The sequence below is a fragment of the Mucilaginibacter sp. Mucisp73 genome (genome assembly GCF_059491465.1).
Map to the genome: position 1 here is coordinate 3,079,801 of NZ_CP168507.1, position 19,225 is coordinate 3,099,025.

The 19,225-nt window shown below is 41.4% G+C and carries 8 protein-coding genes; all 8 read right to left on the minus strand.

The window, feature by feature from the left end; genetic code table 11:
- Positions 1-37: 37 nt before the first annotated feature.
- The gene (locus ACEN82_RS12930; RefSeq protein WP_413317293.1) at positions 38-2,455 is read right to left on the minus strand and encodes an ABC transporter permease; all 2,418 of its coding nucleotides are present in this window, start codon (positions 2,453-2,455) and stop codon (positions 38-40) included.
- A gap of 321 nt (positions 2,456-2,776) precedes the next feature.
- A complete protein-coding gene (locus ACEN82_RS12935) occupies positions 2,777-5,191 on the minus strand; it encodes an ABC transporter permease (protein ID WP_413317295.1) in 2,415 nt (804 codons plus the stop codon).
- 158 nt (positions 5,192-5,349) lie between these two features.
- Complete coding sequence (locus tag ACEN82_RS12940) at positions 5,350-7,746, minus strand: ABC transporter permease (RefSeq protein ID WP_413317297.1); 2,397 nt, start codon at positions 7,744-7,746, stop codon at positions 5,350-5,352.
- A 108-nt stretch (positions 7,747-7,854) separates the two neighbouring features.
- Entirely contained in the window at positions 7,855-10,323 is a 2,469-nt protein-coding gene (locus tag ACEN82_RS12945) for an ABC transporter permease (RefSeq protein ID WP_413317299.1), read from the minus strand.
- 98 nt (positions 10,324-10,421) lie between these two features.
- Complete coding sequence (locus ACEN82_RS12950; protein ID WP_413317301.1) at positions 10,422-12,839, minus strand: ABC transporter permease; 2,418 nt, start codon at positions 12,837-12,839, stop codon at positions 10,422-10,424.
- 119 nt (positions 12,840-12,958) lie between these two features.
- Complete coding sequence (locus ACEN82_RS12955) at positions 12,959-15,379, minus strand: ABC transporter permease (RefSeq protein ID WP_413317303.1); 2,421 nt, start codon at positions 15,377-15,379, stop codon at positions 12,959-12,961.
- 201 nt (positions 15,380-15,580) lie between these two features.
- Complete coding sequence (locus ACEN82_RS12960) at positions 15,581-16,615, minus strand: DUF4097 family beta strand repeat-containing protein (protein WP_413317305.1); 1,035 nt, start codon at positions 16,613-16,615, stop codon at positions 15,581-15,583.
- A 190-nt stretch (positions 16,616-16,805) separates the two neighbouring features.
- A complete protein-coding gene (locus tag ACEN82_RS12965; RefSeq protein ID WP_413317307.1) occupies positions 16,806-19,181 on the minus strand; it encodes an ABC transporter permease in 2,376 nt (791 codons plus the stop codon).
- Positions 19,182-19,225 lie beyond the last annotated feature (44 nt).

Genomic DNA, 19,225 nt, shown 5'->3' on the forward strand with positions numbered 1-19,225 from the left:
GCGTAGTCCATTAACCGCAAACTGCCACTGTCAACTGCTACTCACTTCTCAGGCTTTTAACCGGGTTAACAAGTGCCGCTTTAACAGCCTTATACCCTACTGTCACCCAGGCTATTATCAGCGATGATATTATTGCCAGTAAAAAGATCCAGACGCTCATCGAAATACGGTATACAAAGTTTTGCAGCCATCCGTTCATAATATACCATGCGGCGGGCATGGCTATCAGGAACGAGATACCGATAAGTATCATAAACTCTTTTGAAAACAGGAATACGATGCTGCTTACCGATGCACCTAATACCTTCCGAATGCCAACTTCCTTTGTGCGCTGAACAGCCATGAATGATACGAGTCCATACAAACCAAGGCATGATATAAAAATGGCTATCCCGGCAAATACTTTGTACACCAGGGCCATCTTGTTCTCCCGCTCGTAAAATTTAGCAATATTATCATCCAGAAAATAACCGTTATAAGCATATTCGGGATAAGTATTCTCCCACAGTTTTTGCAACTGAGATACAGTTTTGCTCAAATCATCAGTTTGGATCTTGATACCTATTTGCCCCTCGAATTTCTTAGCAGGCGATATTACTATTGGTTTTATAGCCTCACGAAGTGAGTTGGTTTTAAAATCCTTAACTACCCCGACTATTGGCAGCCATTTGCCACCGCCCAAACGTAATGTTTTGCCTATGGCGTCATTAGCATTTTGGATACCCAATTTATGGATAAAGGTTTCATTAACCACGTACTGTCTTGCGGTATCGCTTACGTCATATCCTTTGCCCGCTGCAAACTTTAACCCATAAGTTTTGAAGTAATCAACATCTCCAAATTTAAGGTAGGTATTAAAGCCAACGTCCTTGGTTGAGTTATTGAAATCGAAATTTGTACCCCAGTTATTTTCTGATGATGGTACATCCGAAGAGAAACTGATTGCTTTAACATTAGGATCCTGCAACACCTGTTGTTTAAATGATTCCATTTTACGGAGGCTTAAACTATCAGTATAGCCGGGAATAATGAGCAACGCATTTTTGTTAAAACCGAGATCGGCTTTATTTACAAAGTCCATCTGGTTTACCGCTACGATGGTACCAATAATGAGCAATTGTGATATGGCAAACTGTGCAATCACCAATCCCCGGCGAAGCGGGATACCGCCAATAGAAGCTGCTGTTATTTTATTTTTAAGTGCAAGCACAGGTTTAAAACCTGATACTACCAATGCAGGATAAATGCCCGATAATAAAACGATAGTAACTGTACTGGCCGCTAAAAAAAATAAGCTCCCAGTAGTAAATAAGCTGATACTATCAGGCACATTGGCTATATTTTTCAATTGAGGCATGGCCAGCCGGGCAACTGCCAAGGCAATTAAAGCCGAAGCAATGACGATAATTGTTGTTTCGCCAATTACCTGAAAAATCAATTGCGGACGTGTACTGCCCAACACCTTGCGGATACCAACTTCTTTTGACCGTCCGACAGATTGCGCTGTTGAAAGGTTGATGAAGTTGATAGAAGCCATAATGATGATGAGCAAAGCTATGAATGACAGGGTACGCAAGGTGGCCCTGCTGGTGCTATGGTCACCAATCGGGTTACCTATCCGGGTATCAAAATGCATATCGGCAAGCGGCTGTGGTAACAGCGTAGTTTCTGCCGATCCCTTTTTAAAATGCTTGGTCGAAAATGCTTTTAACTGTGCATCGATACTGCTTTTTGACATGCTGGCCGGGAACAGCATAAACACTTCATGGCTGCTGCTGGTTGATCCCCATTCGGCGCTGTAGTTGTAATCTTTGGGATGCTGTCTCCAGGTATCAAATGATACCATTACTTTAAACGGAAAATCGCTGTTAACCGGGGCATCTTCTACAATGCCGGATACTTTCAGCGTCAAAACATTATCCATTTTAAGAATTTTGCCCACAGCATTTGTCCAGTCGCCAAAATACTTAATGGCCGAGCTTTTATCCAACACAACCATATCCGGACTGGCCAGTACAGCGGGACTTCCAGCCAGCCATTTGTAACTAAAAATATCGAAGAATTGAGGCTGAATAAATAACACGCCAATATTTTCAGTAAATTTCTTATCACTGCTACTACTTCCGGTGGCTTGCGGCACTGTGATCTGGCTACCATAGCTGCTGTTCAAAGCTGCCACTTTAGCCTGAGGTATATCCAAACGAAGGGCATCTGTAGCAGGAACAGCAACTCCGGGATTGGTGGTAGTTTCCGATTCGTGCTTTTCCTGGGTAACTATACGATAAATGCTTTTATAATTAGGATTGAAAGTATCAAAACTAAGCTCAAACTGAATAATCACAAAAATGAGCAGGCAGGCAGCCAGGCCAACTGTTAAACCCGCAACATTTATAGCAGAATAGCCTTTATGACGCACGATATTGCGCCAGGCTATTTTGAAGTAATTTTTAAGCATATCGTACAGTAATTTTCGAAATTGATGTAAAAGCTATACCAAAACCAAAATTAACTGAATATCAACTATTTAAATCAAATAAAAATCATCAACTGTTCGTAAGTGTAACACCTTGTGTACGGTATTGATACAGTGGGATTAGAGATTAGTGGTTGGAGGTTAGAGATTAGTTTTAATTTGGGATTTGGGATGTTCGATTTCGGATTTAGAAGTTTGTTTCCTGCGCCCGGCAGGCGCAAGTGTTGTGTGTGAGCAATTGTAAGGCTCACTTGTGCCTTCAACACATGATTAGTTTATTCATATATTATCATAAACTAATCTCTAATCTCTACTCCTCAAACTTTCAACCGGGTTTGCCATCGCTGCCTTAATGGATTGAAAACTTACTGTGATAAATGCTATCAGCAGCGCTACAAAAGCAGCCAGCACAAATACCCACCATTGAATATCTATGCGGTAAGCAAAATTTTGAAGGTATTTGCTCATCATAAGCCAGGCAATAGGCGATGCCACAATAACAGCAATCAGTACCAATTTCAGAAAATCAACAGAAAGCAAACCTGTTATATTGGTTACCGATGCGCCAAGCACTTTACGGATGCCAATCTCTTTGGTACGCTGAAGCGTTAACAGCGATATCAGGCCAAGCAAACCGAGGCAGCTGATAAAAATAGCGATTATCGCGCTTGAGGTGATCAGCTTATTTAACAAATCTTCCTTTTGATAAAAGTCGGCTATTTGCTGGTTGAGAAAGCGGTATTCAAATACATTATCCGGATAAATCTCCTGCCACTCTTTCTTAATACGGTCGATAACAGCTGAAGGGTTATTCGAACCGATTTTTACGCCTGCATATTGATATCCTTTTCTGAAGGTGGAAATATATTCAGGTGCTATAGCTGTATATAATGATTTGGCATGAAAGTCTTTAACCACACCCACTATAATTCCCGGATTGTTGGATAAATCCCCGGCGGTAAAAAACCTGCCGATAGCTTGTTTCGGGTCTTTTAAACCCAATTTATGTATCAGCACTTCGTTAACCAGGTATTCACGAGCGGTATCGGCTTCAACAATATTGCGGCCCGCAATTAACTGCATTCCAAAAGTTTTAACATAGTCGGCATCACCTATCTGAGTATACCCAACAAATTTTTCCCAGTCGCGGGTATCAAATTTAATTGATCCGCCTTTATCAGCTGTAGAAGATGGCGCGCGATAACAAAATGAAATACTTTTTATCGCTGGATCGGCCAGCAACTGGTTACGCAAATAATTGGTTTTACTTTTATCATTATCTGGCACCGGAATCATTACAACGGCATTTTTATTAAAACCGAGGTCAGCAGTTTTAAGATATTTAACCTGCATGGTTATCAATATCGTGCTAATGATAAGCACCTGGGCTATTATGTTTTGAACCACAATTAAACCTTTACGGGTAAAACCAGCAGCGTGCGTTTTACCGCCAAGCTGGTTTTTCAAAGCGTTTACAGGCTTAAACCTGCTTAATATCAGTGCGGGATATGAACCGGCAGCTATTATGATAAGGACTAAAACAACTACAGTAAAACCAGCAAGGCGATAGTCATTAAAAAGCTTAAAGCTCAGTTGAGTTTGCAGCCAATTATTCAACACCGGGATGGCTGTAATCACCATTACAAATGATAACAATGCCGCAAAAACTACGATATATGATGTTTCGGAAATAAACTGAATGAATATTGCCCGCGGTGAGCTGCCTAAAACTTTGCGGGTACCTATCTCCCTGGCACGCTTAAAGCTTTGGGCTGTAGCCATATTGATGAAGTTAACGCAAGCAATAATAATGAGCAGTAAACCAATTATACCAAGGGTTACCAATAAAGAGCGTTGGATAACACCCGCAAAGCGACCGTCGAAATGCACTTCGCTTAGCGGAAGCATCATAAAATGGTATGGTTTTGCGGCTTCCGCACCATGTAATTTCACATTCAACCGATTGATATCTTTTTCTACCGATTGCGGATTTGCTCCATCCTTAAGTTCTAAATAAATTGAGTTAGTTGAATTGATAAAGCCCCAGTCATTTTGAAGGCCATTGGCAATATCGGGATAGATATTTTTTAATGTGGCGAGAGAAAGAAACAGATCTGCTTTGATATCAGTATTAGCCGGGTGACCTTTAACAACACCTGTCACCCTGAAGGTATTCTTATTATCAACCCTGATAGTTTTTCCGACAACCTCCTGGCTGCCAAAATACTTTTCGGCAAGATAGTGACTTAAAACTACGGTATTAGGTTCGGTAAGAGCGGTATTCTGATTGCCTTGCTCCCACCCGTAATCAAATAAATTAAAAAAATGGCCATCGGTTATGCTGATATTTTCATGCTCGGCAAACATTTTTTTACCAGCCCCATCATTTTGAGGAATGCTGACATTGATATCATGCATTCGTAATAACACACCTACATCTTTCACCTGCGGATTGTTCGCTTTCACATCTCTTGCCAAAGCCAAAGGCGCTCCCTGGTCATATAACGGCATGCCATCATCAAAAGTAAGCTGGTGAACAACCCTATATACCTGTTTGGCATCATGGTGATAAGTATCAAAACTCAAATGATAGGTAATAAACTGAAAAAGTATAATACTGCAGCCTATGCTCAGCGCCAGGCCAAACATATTGATAAAGGTGTAAAACTTATGCTTCCAAAGGTTACGCCAGGCTATCTTAAAGTAGTTTTTTATCATATCAAATACTTTATACGATGATACGCAAAACCCTTTAAATGAGTAGTTAAAATATGTTAAAGGCGAAAGGTTAAAGGCGGAAGGTCTCTAACATCGGACGTTTTCATAAATTGACAACTACCTTTTAGCTTTCGCCTTTAACCTTTCGCCTCAAAAATCTATTCGCTCCTTAAGCTATTTACCGGGTTGGCCAGTGCAGCTTTAATAGATTGGATGCTTACGGTTATCAATGCTATTAAAAGTGCTATGCACGCGGCAACAGCAAAGATCCACCATGTGATATTTGTACGGTATGCGAAATCCTGCAGCCATTTGTTCATCATGTACCAAGCCACCGGGAAAGCAACGACATTGGCTATCACAACCGTTTTCAAAAACTCGGCAGATAATAGCCCGATGATATTTTGAACGCTGGCACCAAGCACTTTACGGATGCCTATTTCTTTTACACGTTGTTCGGCAGCAAAGGCGGCCAGGCCGAGTAAACCCATGGCCGATATTGCAATGGCTATAATGGCGAAAGCGGCTATCAATGTTGACGAACGCTGTTCGGCATGGTAAAGTTTATTATAACCGTCATCAATAAAACTATAATCAAACGGCTGGTCGGGAACAAATTCATTCCATACATTTTGGGCTATCCTGATGGCTGCCGCCGTATTGCCGGGAGCAGTTTTGATATAAAAACTACGAGCCCAATCAGTATGGTTATTTATAACCATAGGACCTATCTTTTCATGCAGGCTCCTGAAATTAAAATCTTTCACCACACCGGCAACTATGCCCGAATCGCCGTTAAACTTAAACCGCTGCCCTATAACAGGCTTATGGATACCAAGCTGTTTTACTGCGGTTTCATTCAAAACTACATTATGCTGATCGGAGCCATTTTTATCAAACCAGTGCCCCTCGGCCATTTTAAGGCTTAGTATATGTTGAAATTTTTCGTCGGCCGATATGGTGGAAACCGAAGGTTTATAATCCAGCGGCCGGCCTTCCCAGTCCATTGATCCTGAAACCTTGTTGCTATTATTAAAAAAGGCATCGTTGGCCGATTGAGAGACCTCAGCTATCGCGCTTTGCCGTGTTAACTCGCTGGCGATACTTTTTAATTTCGACTCCCTTGTCTTATCGTCTAAGCCAAGCACCTGCCATGGTATAGTCATTACAAAAACGTGTTCGCGCTTATACCCCAAATCAGCATTTTTCATAAAATTAAGCTGACGGTAAATGATCATTGTACTAATGATAAGCATCACCGAGATACCAAATTGCAAAACAACCAGCGTTTTACGGATGCCGCCATCCTTAAAATTCAATAGTGCCTTACCTTTAAACACGCTTAATGGCTTAAATGACGACAATAACACAGCGGGATATAAGCCATTAAAAATAAAGCAAACTATCAGTGTACCCAACAATATCAACCATGTAATACCGGATGTTAGTGGTTGTACAAAATGCTTTTCGGTAACCTGGTTAAACCAGGGCAGGCAAATCTGGATAAATAAAATGGCAAATAATAATGATAAGAAACTAACAACCAATGATTCGGACATAAACTGGGCGAAAAGCTGCCTCCTGCCGGCACCAACAATTTTACGTACGCTCACCTCTTTTGAACGCACACTTGCCCTTGCCGTAGTTAAGTTTACATAATTAATGCATGCCGTTGATAAAAGTAAAAAAGCCAGGATCAGGAAGATGTTAACCAACTTTCGGTTGCCGTTTTCAAATGAAGTACTTAGCAAGCCACTTTCAAAATGGATATCCTTGAGGCCTATCACACTCATGGTTGTGTTTTCGCTGCCCTTGTTATTTTTCCTGATAATTTGGGTTAGCTTTTGGCCTACCTCTTTAATATTTACGCCCGGCTGTAGCTTTAAAAATGTGAGGCCGCTGTAATTACCCCAATTGCTCGCCTGTTCTTTTTCATGTGCATTGCTGAGTTTAGCCTCTACCGGCATCAATATATCGTACTGAAAGCTTGAATTTGCAGGATTATCCTTAACTACTGCCTGCACCTGGTAGTTCATGGAGTCAACTTTCAGCATTTTGCCGACAGCTTCGCCATTACCAAAATATTTCTTTGCTGTTGATTCTGTCAGGATTAAACTAAATGGATTTTTCGAAAAGCTATCGGCGCTTCCGTCGATAAAATCGTAATGGAATACTTTGAACCAATTAGCATCTATATATGCATACTTTTTTTCCGATATCAGTTGGTTATTATGGTGCACCGTCATCATATAACCCGGCCACAAAAACGTATAATTCTTTAAACCCGGTATTTCCTGCCTGGCAACCGGGCCTAACATATAAGGAGATGATTCCCAGTCCCACACTTCGTCTTTAGTCAGGCTTAGTTTGGTTTTTACCCTGTAGATATTATCAACATCAGGGTGGTAATTGTCAAAGCTAAACTCATTTTGTACCCACAACATTATAAATACCGCTGCGGTAATGCCAATAGTAAGTCCGGCAATATTAATGATACTGATAGTGCGGTGCTTACCTAAATTACGAAATGCTATTTTAAAATAATTTCTGAGCATATTAATTAGTCATTGAGTCATTATTGCATGGTCATTAAGTCATTTTGCTTTTCTAAATCATTTATCAAAATGACTTAATGACGCGAAGCAACTGACTCAAATGACCAATTATTCAGAACGTAAACTCTTCGTTGGATTAGCCAACGCAGCTTTAACAGTTTGAAAACTTGAAGTGATCAGTGCAGTTAGCAACATTCCGCCGCCGCTTACTACAAATATCCACCAACTTATTGTTGTACGGTCGGCAAAGCCTTCCATCCATTTGTTCATTGCATACCAGGCCAGTGGAGTTACCAATACAAAGGCCAGTACAATGAGCATCACCAACTCGGTTGAAAGCAGGGTGACTATCTGTGCTACTGTAGCGCCAAGTACTTTACGTACACCTATTTCTTTGGTGCGTTGATTGGTATTATAAATGGCCAAACCTAATAAACCAAGGCAGCTGATAAAGATCGATAAACCGGTTGCCCAGGTTAGCAAAGTTGATGTATGTTGCTCAGCATCGTAAAATTTGGCGATGCTTTCATCAAAAAAGCTATATTCAAAATCGTCTTCAGGATAAATCTCCTTCCACGCTTTTCCCATTGATGCGATAGCTTTTTTCCATTCGTTACCTCCGGCAGTTTGCGGCTTAAGCGCGATATGAAAGGTACCGTTGTTGTAATAACTGTTACTGATATGAATGCAGGTAGGTTTAATTGCCGAATGCAATGATTCAGAATAAAAGTCGGCCACTACACCTATGATCTGCATTCTTTTATCGCCATTAAATTTATCAATGTATTTACCTACAGCATCAGCCGGATTTTTAAACCCTATTAGTTTTGCGTAAGTATTATTAATTAAAAATGCCCTGGTACTGTCGCCATATTGTATATTACGTCCGGCCAAAAGTTTAAGCTTGTATACATTAATATAATTAGGGTCGCCGTACTTTTCGTACAATTCAATCTTTATTTCCTTTTTGCCATCTATGTACGTAGCTTCCGTTGAATTGGTACTGGTTGATGATGGAGCGGCCTTACCTGCACTTACCAACTCAACCTGTGGTATTGCCTTGAGTTTGTCCATAAATACCTGGTTCTTACTAAGCGTTCGATTTTTCCAGGGTGAGTTAATGATCAGGATGGCATCCTTTTTAAAACCCAGATCTTTTGTAAGTGCATAATGAATCTGTTTGCCTACCAGCACAGTAGCCATTATAAAAAACTGGGCAATAACAAATTGAGTTACTGTTAATGATTTACGTAGCCACGCATTACGTGTTTTACCCGTGTTTGACGATGCCTGATTTTTAAGCACTAAAACAGGTTTGTAGCCTGATAGCAAAGCTGCGGGGTAAAAGCCCGACAATAAGCTTACCACTATTATCAATAAAAACAGGAACACAAAAAGATGGGGCTGGTGCAGCAGGTCAAGTTTAACACCTGCGGATATAAAATCTTTAAACAGCTTTAATATAGCGGGTGCCAACGCCACCGAAATGATAACTGCCAAAAGGGTTATGATGAATGTTTCGCTCAGAAACTGCGTAATAAGCTGGGTACGGCTACTTCCCATTGTTTTACGTACGCCAATTTCCTTGGCTCTTTGGGTAGCCTGCGCGGTAGTTAAATTAACAAAATTAATACAGCCTAATAACAACAGGAAGGCAGCTATAACCAGTAAACCGTAAAGTGTTGTTTTATTAGCCGGATTACCGGAATCAAATGTTCCGTATATACTGTTAAAATGCAGATCGCTCAAAGGCTGTAAGGCAAAATTACGTGTGTTGCCCTTGTTTTCGGGTTTTGGAGGATCATTTTTTTTAAGAATAATATTTAGTTGCTTTTCAAAATTGGCTGCAGTGGCATTGGGCGCCAGCTTAACAAAAAGTATGGATGACGAAGTAGTACCTCCCCAACTGGTAAGGCTTAGTTCGTCAGACAGCGCTTTATTAGCTTTTGCCGTTGAATAAGAGATAAAATCGTGAAAAGTAAAATCGTTATTCCCCTTTAATGGTTCAACAATGCCACTAACGGCCACACTAATAGTATCATAAGTGATTACCCGGCCCATCATCTGGCCGTATGAAAGCTTAGGAAAATACTTTTTTGCCTGATCAGCAGTAAGTACCGTTTGATTAGGGGCATTCAAAGCTGTCTTCGCCGAACCCGCAAGCCAGTTATATTTAAACATACTGAAATAGCGTCCATCGGCAAGGATCACATTATCCTGCAATTTAAACTTAACAGGAATGCCGCCTTTTCCCGGAACAAGTACATTGGGCTGATTTAAGGTAAAGAATGGAGCAGCAAACTCAACACCGCTTACATTGTTCCGTACAGCCTCTGGCACCGGGCCTGATACGCCGCGGTTATGCGCTTCTTCGCCGGAAAAGGTATAGTTTGATACTACCCGGTAAATGCGGTCGCCGTTATCAAAGTTTTGATTAAAAGTAAAATCAAAATGAACTATCAGGTAAATAACCAGCGCCGAACTGATCCCTATAGATAAACCGATTACATTGATGAATGTAAAAAATTTATGCCGCCAAAAATTACGCAGCGCGATTTTGAAATAGTTTTTAAACATTGTCAAGTCATTATTTCATTAGGTCATTAAGTCATTTTTGCCTCGCGCTAATCAAAAAATGGCTTTATGACGCGAAGCAAAATGACATAATGACGAATTTATTCAGAACGTAAACTCTTCACCGGGTTAGCCATAGCTGCTTTTATTGATTGATAGCTTATGGTTGCAAAAGCGATGATCAGCGCTATTACGCCGGCCATCACAAAAACCCACCATTGTATGTTAATTCTGAAGGCAAAATCAAGCAGCCATTTACTCATAGCGTACCACGCGATTGGTAAAGCAATTACCGATGCTATGATCACCAGCTTCAAAAAGTCTTTTGATAGTTCGGTAACAATTTGCGGTATGCTTGCGCCAAGTACTTTGCGCACACCAATTTCTTTTACCCGTTGTGATATTGTGAAGGCCGAAAGCCCGAATAAGCCTAAACAGGCAATGAATATTGCCAGGCACGAAAATATGGTAAACAGGTTACCCTGTTCCTGCTCGCTGTTGTATAGCTTTTGGAAACGTTCATCTAAAAAGCTGTACTCAAAAGGTGTTTCGGGTTGATATTTTTTCCAGGTTTGCCCAAGGGTCGCCAATGCCGAATTGATGCGATTACCATCAATCTTAACCGTTATTCTTCTATAACTATTGTTGACGAATGAGGGCATCTCCATTAAAAGCGGGATGATATTTTGATGTAATGACTCGAAATGAAAGTCATTAACCACCCCTATCACTTTTCCTTTAACGCCACCATAGCTCATATCCTTGCCTATAGCGTTTTCAGGCGATTTCCATCCTAATGCACTTACTGCCGATGCGTTGATCACAAAATTATTACTGTCGGTGGCGAACTCGCGACTGAAATTTCTGCCAGCTGCCATTTTTATACCGTAGGTTGGAATAAAGCCATAATCGGCATTGATGCATTTGATATCTGCTTTAACCGGCAGCGGTTTATCCCCGTCAAAAACAGAAACGCCCTGATCATCCAGCAATCTCCCCGACGGAATCCGCGATGAACGGCCGATATCTTTTACAGCAGGATCCCGTAATACCTCTGCCCTGAAAGCTTCAAACTGGTTAGCAGGGATACCGCCCAATGTTACTAAATGATCTTTATTAAAGCCAAGTGATTTGGTTTGAATATACCTCAATTGCTGAAAAACTATCGTCGTAGCAACAATCAGGATGATGGAGATGGAGAACTGCACCACCACCAATACCTTACGGAACGAGATATTTCCAGATCCAACTTTAAGGATACCTTTTAAAACTTTTATCGGTTTAAATGACGACATAAAAATAGCCGGATAAATACCACTGATAAGTCCGATAATCAGCGGCAGCAATAACACCGATATTAAAATTATCGGTTGAAATAAACTATTGATAGAAAGACTAAGTTCTGAAAGCCGGTTAATAAGTGGCAGCAGCAACCACGTCAAAGTCAAGGCCAGTACAAGCGAAAAATAAGTGATCAACACAGATTCGCTTAAAAATTGGGTAATAATCTCTTTTTGTTGTGCGCCGATCACCTTGCGGATACCGATCTCTTTAGCCCTAAGCGTTGAGCGGGCAGTAGATAGGTTCATGTAATTGATACAAGCGATCAGCAAAATAAACAGGGCGATAGCCGAAAAAATGTAGACCCTTTTAATATCGCCATTTTGTTCTACTTCATCATCAAGATGTGAATGCAGGTGAATATCCAGGAATCTTTGAATATGCAGCTGGGTAAATTTTGACTGCCGGGGTTGCCCGGGAGAATTCATGTATTTATCTATAAAAGCCGGAAACTGCGAGCTGATTCGATCAATATTATAATGATCGGGCAATAGCAGGTAGGTAAAAAATGAGTTGTTCCCCCAATTGGTTGCCAGTTGATTACGTCCGTAAACCTTGTCATCGTTCAGTGTATTGAATGACAGCAACATTTGAGGGTGCATCTGCGAGTTAGTCGGGAATGGCTTAAAAATACCTGTAACTTTAAAATTGGCTGTATTATCAAGCCTGATTTCTTTGTTTATAGGATCTTCGTTACCAAAGTACTTGCGCGCCATATCTTCGGTCATCATCACTGTATACGGCTCACTAAGGGCAGTTTTAGGGTCACCTGCTACTGTTTTAAGATCAAAGAAACTAAGGAAGTTTTCATCAGCAAAATAAGAGCCCTTTTCAACGAGCAATTTTTCCTTATAGCGCAAAACCACATCTCCGTTCGGGAACAAGCGTGTTACCTTTTTTATGTCTGGAAATTCATTTTTTAACAATGGGCCAAAAGGGGGCGCCACGGCCCCCAGATGCAGGTTGACGATACCATCGGCCGTATTAAAACTCCGGCTCACCCTATAAATATTGGGGGCATTATGGTTAAACTTATCATAACTGAGCTCCTTAACTATGTAAGTTAAGATAAGCAGGCAACAGGTTAACCCTATGGTTAAGCCAAAAATGTTGATGAACGAAATAAATTTGTGCCGGGCAATATTGCGCAGGGCACTCCGTAAATAATTCTTTATCATGTTATTTCATTTTGTCATTGAGTCATTAAGTCATTTTTTTTGCTCATCGGGGCATTGGGTCGTTAAATCATTTTGAACTTTTCAATGACTTAATGACGCGAAGCAAATGCCCCAATGACCTATTCTGATCGTAAACTTTTCACCGGATTAGCCAAAGCTGCCTTAACTGATTGAAAGCTTATAGTAACAGCGGCAACTACCAGCGCAATAGTGCCCGCGAGTAAAAATACCCACCATTGGATGCTGATGCGATATGCAAAATCCTGCAGCCATTTGTTCATGGCAAACCATGTTACCGGGAACGATATAACAGAAGCAATGACGATCAACCTCAAAAACTCCTTCGATAACATGACTGTTATATTCGCGGTTGATGCGCCCAGCACTTTGCGAATACCGATCTCTTTAACCCTAAGCCTGATCATGAAAGCTGCCAGGCCGAATAAACCTAAGCTGGCGATGATCAGAGCCACACAGGAGAATACCGTAAATATTTTGCCGGTTTGTTGCTCAGAGGCATAAAGTGACGCGTACTGCTCGTCAAGGAACGAATAACTGAAAGGAGCTTCCGGTCTGAGATTGTCCCATTCGGTTTTAAGGCTCGCAATCAGCAATTTTATATCGGCGGTTTTAACCTTCAAAATTAATGTACCTGTACTATGCCCCGATAAAAGCATTAATGGTGCAATTTTTTGCCTGGCCGAAGCATAGTGAAAATCTTTAACCACACCTACAACTTTGTATTGGGTACGGGCTGAACGCACTATAGTTTTACCTATCGGGTTGGTGTTACCCCATCCCAAACCTTTTACTAAAGCTTCGTTCACTACTACCGACATCGAATCGGCGGGAAAGGATTGATAAAAATTGCGCCCGTTGATAACCTGTAAACCTAAAGTAGGCACATAACTTTCATCCACATGGTAAATATTGGTATGGATCTCGGCATGACCACCCTTGTCATCAAATTCTTTAGCAGCAATTTGGGTACCATCAACACCGGCTAACATACCTGGCACACTGCTGGATATAGTAGCATTCAACACCTGCGGGTTGCGCAGAAGTTGATTTTTGAAAGCATCTGCATTATGGCCTAAGGTATAGGCATCATTAATTATCAATACCTGGTCTTTATCATAACCCAACTTTTTGTTCTGCATATAGTGTAATTGCTGGTACACTACAAAAGTTGATATAATAAGTGCTGTAGATACCGCAAACTGAAAAATGATTAATCCGCTGCGTAAAATCCCTTTTCCTTCTGCTTTGGTAGCGCTGTTGCCTTTTAACACAGCGATGATCTGAAACGAGGACAAGAAGAATGCCGGATAAATACCTGCGAGAATTCCAACGCCAAAAGCTGTAAACAGTTCGATAAGCAAAGCCATAGGGCTCAGGAAAAACCTAAGTTCGATATGTTTCCCCGCCAAATTATTGAACAGCGGTAACAGCAGATATACAATACCTAATGCCAATAATAAAGCCCCTAAGGTTAGCATAACCGATTCGGTGAGAAACTGGGAAACCAGTCCGCTCTTTTCAGAACCAAGCACCTTACGGATGCCCACTTCTTTTGAGCGTTTGGCCGAACTTGCCGTTGATAGGTTAGTAAAATTGATGCAGGCCAATATCAATATAAAAACAGCCAATGCACCGAATATATACACATAATGAATATCTCCATTAGGCTCCAATTCGTATTTGGTTGCCGAGTGCAGGTGGATATCGCTTAAAGGCTGCAGGAAAAACAGGAAAGTGTTCACCGATTTGCTTGCCTGTGCCAAACTCATACCCATATCATGGGCAATTTCGGGCACAACAAATTTCCGCACCATTTCAGGGAAAGCAGCTTCCAGTTTTTTTGCGTCGGCATTTTTATTTAATACCACATAAGTAAAATAACCAATATTGCTCCAGCTTTGCTTTGCTTTTTCAACAAAAGGGGCCATATTTAAAAATGCATCGCCATGAAAGTGCGAATCATCGGGTATTTTGTCAATTACTCCTGTTACTTTATAAGGCTTCCCGTCTATTGTAACAGCTTTTCCTACAGCTTCCTGGTTGCCAAAATATTTGGTAGCCATGGCCCTCGTGATTACCATGCTGTTAGGTTCAGTAAAGCAGGTTTTATTATCACCATCAACCAATGGTATCGAAAACAGGCGAAAGAAATTGGCATCTATCATCTGCACATGCTCTTCCTTAAACTGCCTGTCGTTATATTTTATAAAAACCGGACCACGACGGGCAAGCCTTGTAGTTTCAAGCACTTCGGGAAACATATTTTTAATCCCCTGTCCTACCGCGATGTCAACCATCGGGTATTCGCTTACGCCATTATTTTCAATGGAACGTAAGCCGACACGATACATTTGTTTGGCCTGTGCCGGATATTGATCATAATTTAATTCACTATATACATAAGCACAAATGAGCATACAGCATGCTAAGCCTACAGACAGGCCAAACACATTAATAAAAGAGAATATTTTGTTCCGCCTTAAGTTTCGCCAGGCGGTTTTGATGTAGTTTCTGAACATGAGTGTACGATTAACCTTAATGCAGGTTTAAAAGCCATACCAATAAATCAAATCTCTAAATATCAATCAATTACGATTTATTTCATATAAAAACTGTACGAAGACGTAACACCATGTGTTCGGTTATGATACACCCCAGGCAACACAAAAGGCCTGTCACTATTTGAGCAACAGGCCTTTGTAATATTCCTTACACTGATATTAATTGACGGTAAGATTAACTCGCCCATTACCACGTACTTCAACGAGGGATCCGCCGCCGTTAAGTTTGCCTTCTACCCTTTCTTTATCCTTGTTACCAGAGAAGTTATCTGCAAGGTTACTTTCTATTTTGTTGGCGCGCAAATCGAGGTTAAGACCTTGTTTTGACGGTAACTGCAGATCGATATGACCCGAGCTTACATCAATTTTAACAGATTTACCAACGCTTACAAATTGCGCATGAAAGCTGCCGGCACTTGTTGAAGCATCGAGGCTGCACGACAAATCAGTAAGGTTAATGCTACCACCTGATGTGCCGGTAATGAAATCGCCATCAATTTTACTGCCGCTGATACTGCCGCCGCTGGTTGTAGCTTTGATATCTCCCTTTAAACCATCGAGATGCAACGAACCGCCAGATGTTTCAAGTCTGATATGCCCCATGCAATTACGGGCTTCAATACTGCCGCCTGAGGTTTGCAGATCGATATTTTCTTTTGAATCGCTTACATGAATGCTGCCGCCAGAAGTACGGCCTTTAATTATACCAGTAATTTTATCAAGATGTAAACTGCCACCGCTGGTTTCAAATTGCTGTGCACCTGTTAGATTATCCAAATGGATACTGCCTCCGCTGGTATTTAGATTAGTTGCCACACTGCCGGGTACATACACACGGAACGAGATACTTAACGATTTTTTCCAGTCCCAGTTGCCATCGTGCTTGCTTTTAGCCTTGGCATGCAGCTCCCCGCCGTTAACATCAATGCTCAGGTCGTAATTTTCGTCGAGGCGCTTTTTGATCTCTTCTTTGGAAAGGTCATTATTACCATTATTACCTTGTATAAAAACCTCAACTCTCGGTTCTTCGCCCGATGCGCCGCTAACAGTAATACTACCGCCCGAAGTATTAACAAATACATTTTTCACAGCCTGTCCTGACAATGATTTGGTGAGGTATAGTGTTTTCTGATTATTTTGTGCAAAAGCGCTGCCTGCACAGGCAACAAATAACACAAGTAAATACTTTTTCATAATAATGATCTTTGGTTTATATATAATAAGACCAGGCGTTTAGCAAATACGTTGCATGGTGCTGAAAATAAATTCAGGCTGCCTAATAATGACAGAACGTCATAAAAAAGCCCGTGGGGACACGGGCTCAGGGTGTATCCTATTTCTTCAACTGCTACTGCAAACTGCCACTGCTATCTGCAAACTGATCTCATTCGCTTCTCAAACTCCGGATAGGGTTTGCAAGTGCCGCCTTTAACGATTGAAAGCTAATGGTAACCACTGCTATAACAAATGTAAGCAAAGCCGCCAAAACAAAGATCCACCAATGCAAAGGTGTTTTGTAAGCAAAACTTTGCAGCCATTTATCCATGCTGTAATAACCCAGGGGGATAGCAATCACTGTAGCTAATAAGACCGGTTTCAGCAGATCTTTTGATATCAGGATAAGGATATTTTGTACCGATGAACCCAATACTTTACGGACCCCGATCTCCTTGGTACGTTTCGCCGCGGTAAATGAGGCTAAACCGAACAAGCCCAAACAGGCTATAAAGATGGCCAACCCTGAAAATATACTTAACATGGTCTGCTGCCTGATATCGTTGCGATAGGTAGTATCAAACTGCTGATCAAGAAAGCTGTATTCAAACGGATAAACGGGCGCAACTTCGGCATAAATGTTTTTGATAGCCGCCAAACCACCCTGGATATTCCCGGATTTTAGTTTGATTACTGCTACACGCCTGTCTTCGCTTGGCGAAATAACCAGGGCATCCATGTTTTCTTTTAGTGAAAGGAAGTTAAAATCTTCAACCACACCGATGATGGTGCGGCGACTGCTATCGCGAACTGTATTTTTAATCCATTTACCGATAGCCTGCTGCGGCGTAAAGCCCAGTTCTTTAGCCGCTGTACGGTTGATCAATACCGAGTTCGTAGTATCAGTAGCAAACTGTGATGAAAAATCCCTGCCAGCAATGATTTTTAGGCCAAATGTTTTTACATATTCAAAGTCGGCAAATTCCGACCTGGATTTGAACGTTTCATGCTGGCCTTCAACCTCAAAGCCCTGCATATCAAAAAAGCCGCCCGGCTCGCCCGACATCAGGGATACCGACTTCACATAGTCCGAATTTTGCAGCTGATGTTTAAATGTTTGCCTGTGGTCATAGATATCGTTATTATCGATCTGCACAATAACCGTTTGCTCTTTGTCATAACCTAATGATTTGTTTTTGACATACCGCATCTGGTTAACTATCACGATAGTGCCAATAATAAGCAACACCGAAATACTGAACTGGAACACCACCAGCGATTGCCTGAAAAATGACCCGCCTTTGCCTAATTTAAGCTTACCCTTTAACGCCTCAATAGGCGAAAAGGCTGACATGAATATAGCCGGGTAGCTTCCGGCAAGGAAACCCACAAATAAAATAACTCCTAAAAGAAACAGGTAAATCGGTACACTGTTCCATGATACAGTGAGTTCATACCCCAGCAAGCCGTTGTATGATGGCATCAGCAGGAGTAACAAACCAATAGAAAGCGCGCATGAAATTAGCGCCAGCAAAATAGATTCGCCTATGAATTGCCATACCAAATGGTTTCTTAACGCGCCTAAAACCTTGCGCATCCCTACTTCTTTTGAACGTTCGACAGCGCGGATAGTGGCCAGGTTCATAAAATTGATACAGGCAATGATCATGATGAGCACTGCTATCGAAATAAAGATGAATACCACGGTTTTATCCCCATGTTTTACATTATCAAACGACGAAGCATTTTCAAAATAGATATCCTTGAATGGTCTGAGGCTCAGATTAAATTTGGTACCGAAACGCTGCATATCCTTGCCCATGTACTTATCCATAAACTGCGGAAAGCGGCTTTCCAATGCAGCCGGGCTGCTATGCTCATTCAATAACAGGTAAACAAACAGGCTATTGTTAATCCATACATTAAAACCCTGGTCGCGGGTGTAATTGGCTATTGGCATCACCAAATCAAAATCAAGATGCGAGTTGGAAGGTACATCTTTGGCAATACCGGTTACCTTTAACTGCAGGCGTTTATCCATCTGCACCACTTTGCCCATGGCATTATCAATATTGCCGAAATATTTTTTGGCGGTGGTTTCAGTTAGCACCACGCTGCCCGGATGGTTTAGTGCCGAAGTAGCATCCCCCCTCAGCAACGGGAAGGTAAAGAGGCTAAAAAAGTTGGAGTCAACCGCGTAAACCTTTTTTTCATTGAACGATTTCTCGCCAAAAGAAACCAGGTTATTTCGTGGAGAAACCCGCACTGCCATCTTGATATCCTGCGGATAATCATTCAGCATGGCAGGGCCGTAAGGCCCCGAGAGGTAAGATGTGGGCGCTTTCGACTTATCAAAACCGCGCATCACCCTGTAAATGTTTTTGCCCTGCTTATGAAAATTATCCACGCTAAACTCATTCATAATATACAGGAATATCATGAGGCAAACGGTTATCCCCATGGTTAACCCCAAAATGTGGATCAGCGAAAATCCCTTATTCCGATAAAGGTTTCGCCATGCTGTTTTTATGTAGTTACGTATCATATTTATATCATTGTGTCATTACCGCGTAGTCATTAAGTCATTTG

What these genes read in the sequence shown, in the direction of transcription:
- ACEN82_RS12965 (WP_413317307.1), bottom strand. Translation starts at nt 19,181, where the DNA reads ATGATACGTAACTACATAAAAACAGCATGGCGAAACCTTTATCGGAAT.
- ACEN82_RS12960 (WP_413317305.1), bottom strand. Translation starts at nt 16,615, where the DNA reads ATGAAAAAGTATTTACTTGTGTTATTTGTTGCCTGTGCAGGCAGCGCT.
- ACEN82_RS12940 (WP_413317297.1), bottom strand. Translation starts at nt 7,746, where the DNA reads ATGCTCAGAAATTATTTTAAAATAGCATTTCGTAATTTAGGTAAGCAC.
- ACEN82_RS12955 (WP_413317303.1), bottom strand. Translation starts at nt 15,379, where the DNA reads ATGTTCAGAAACTACATCAAAACCGCCTGGCGAAACTTAAGGCGGAAC.
- ACEN82_RS12950 (WP_413317301.1), bottom strand. Translation starts at nt 12,839, where the DNA reads ATGATAAAGAATTATTTACGGAGTGCCCTGCGCAATATTGCCCGGCAC.
- ACEN82_RS12935 (WP_413317295.1), bottom strand. Translation starts at nt 5,191, where the DNA reads ATGATAAAAAACTACTTTAAGATAGCCTGGCGTAACCTTTGGAAGCAT.
- ACEN82_RS12930 (WP_413317293.1), bottom strand. Translation starts at nt 2,455, where the DNA reads ATGCTTAAAAATTACTTCAAAATAGCCTGGCGCAATATCGTGCGTCAT.
- ACEN82_RS12945 (WP_413317299.1), bottom strand. Translation starts at nt 10,323, where the DNA reads ATGTTTAAAAACTATTTCAAAATCGCGCTGCGTAATTTTTGGCGGCAT.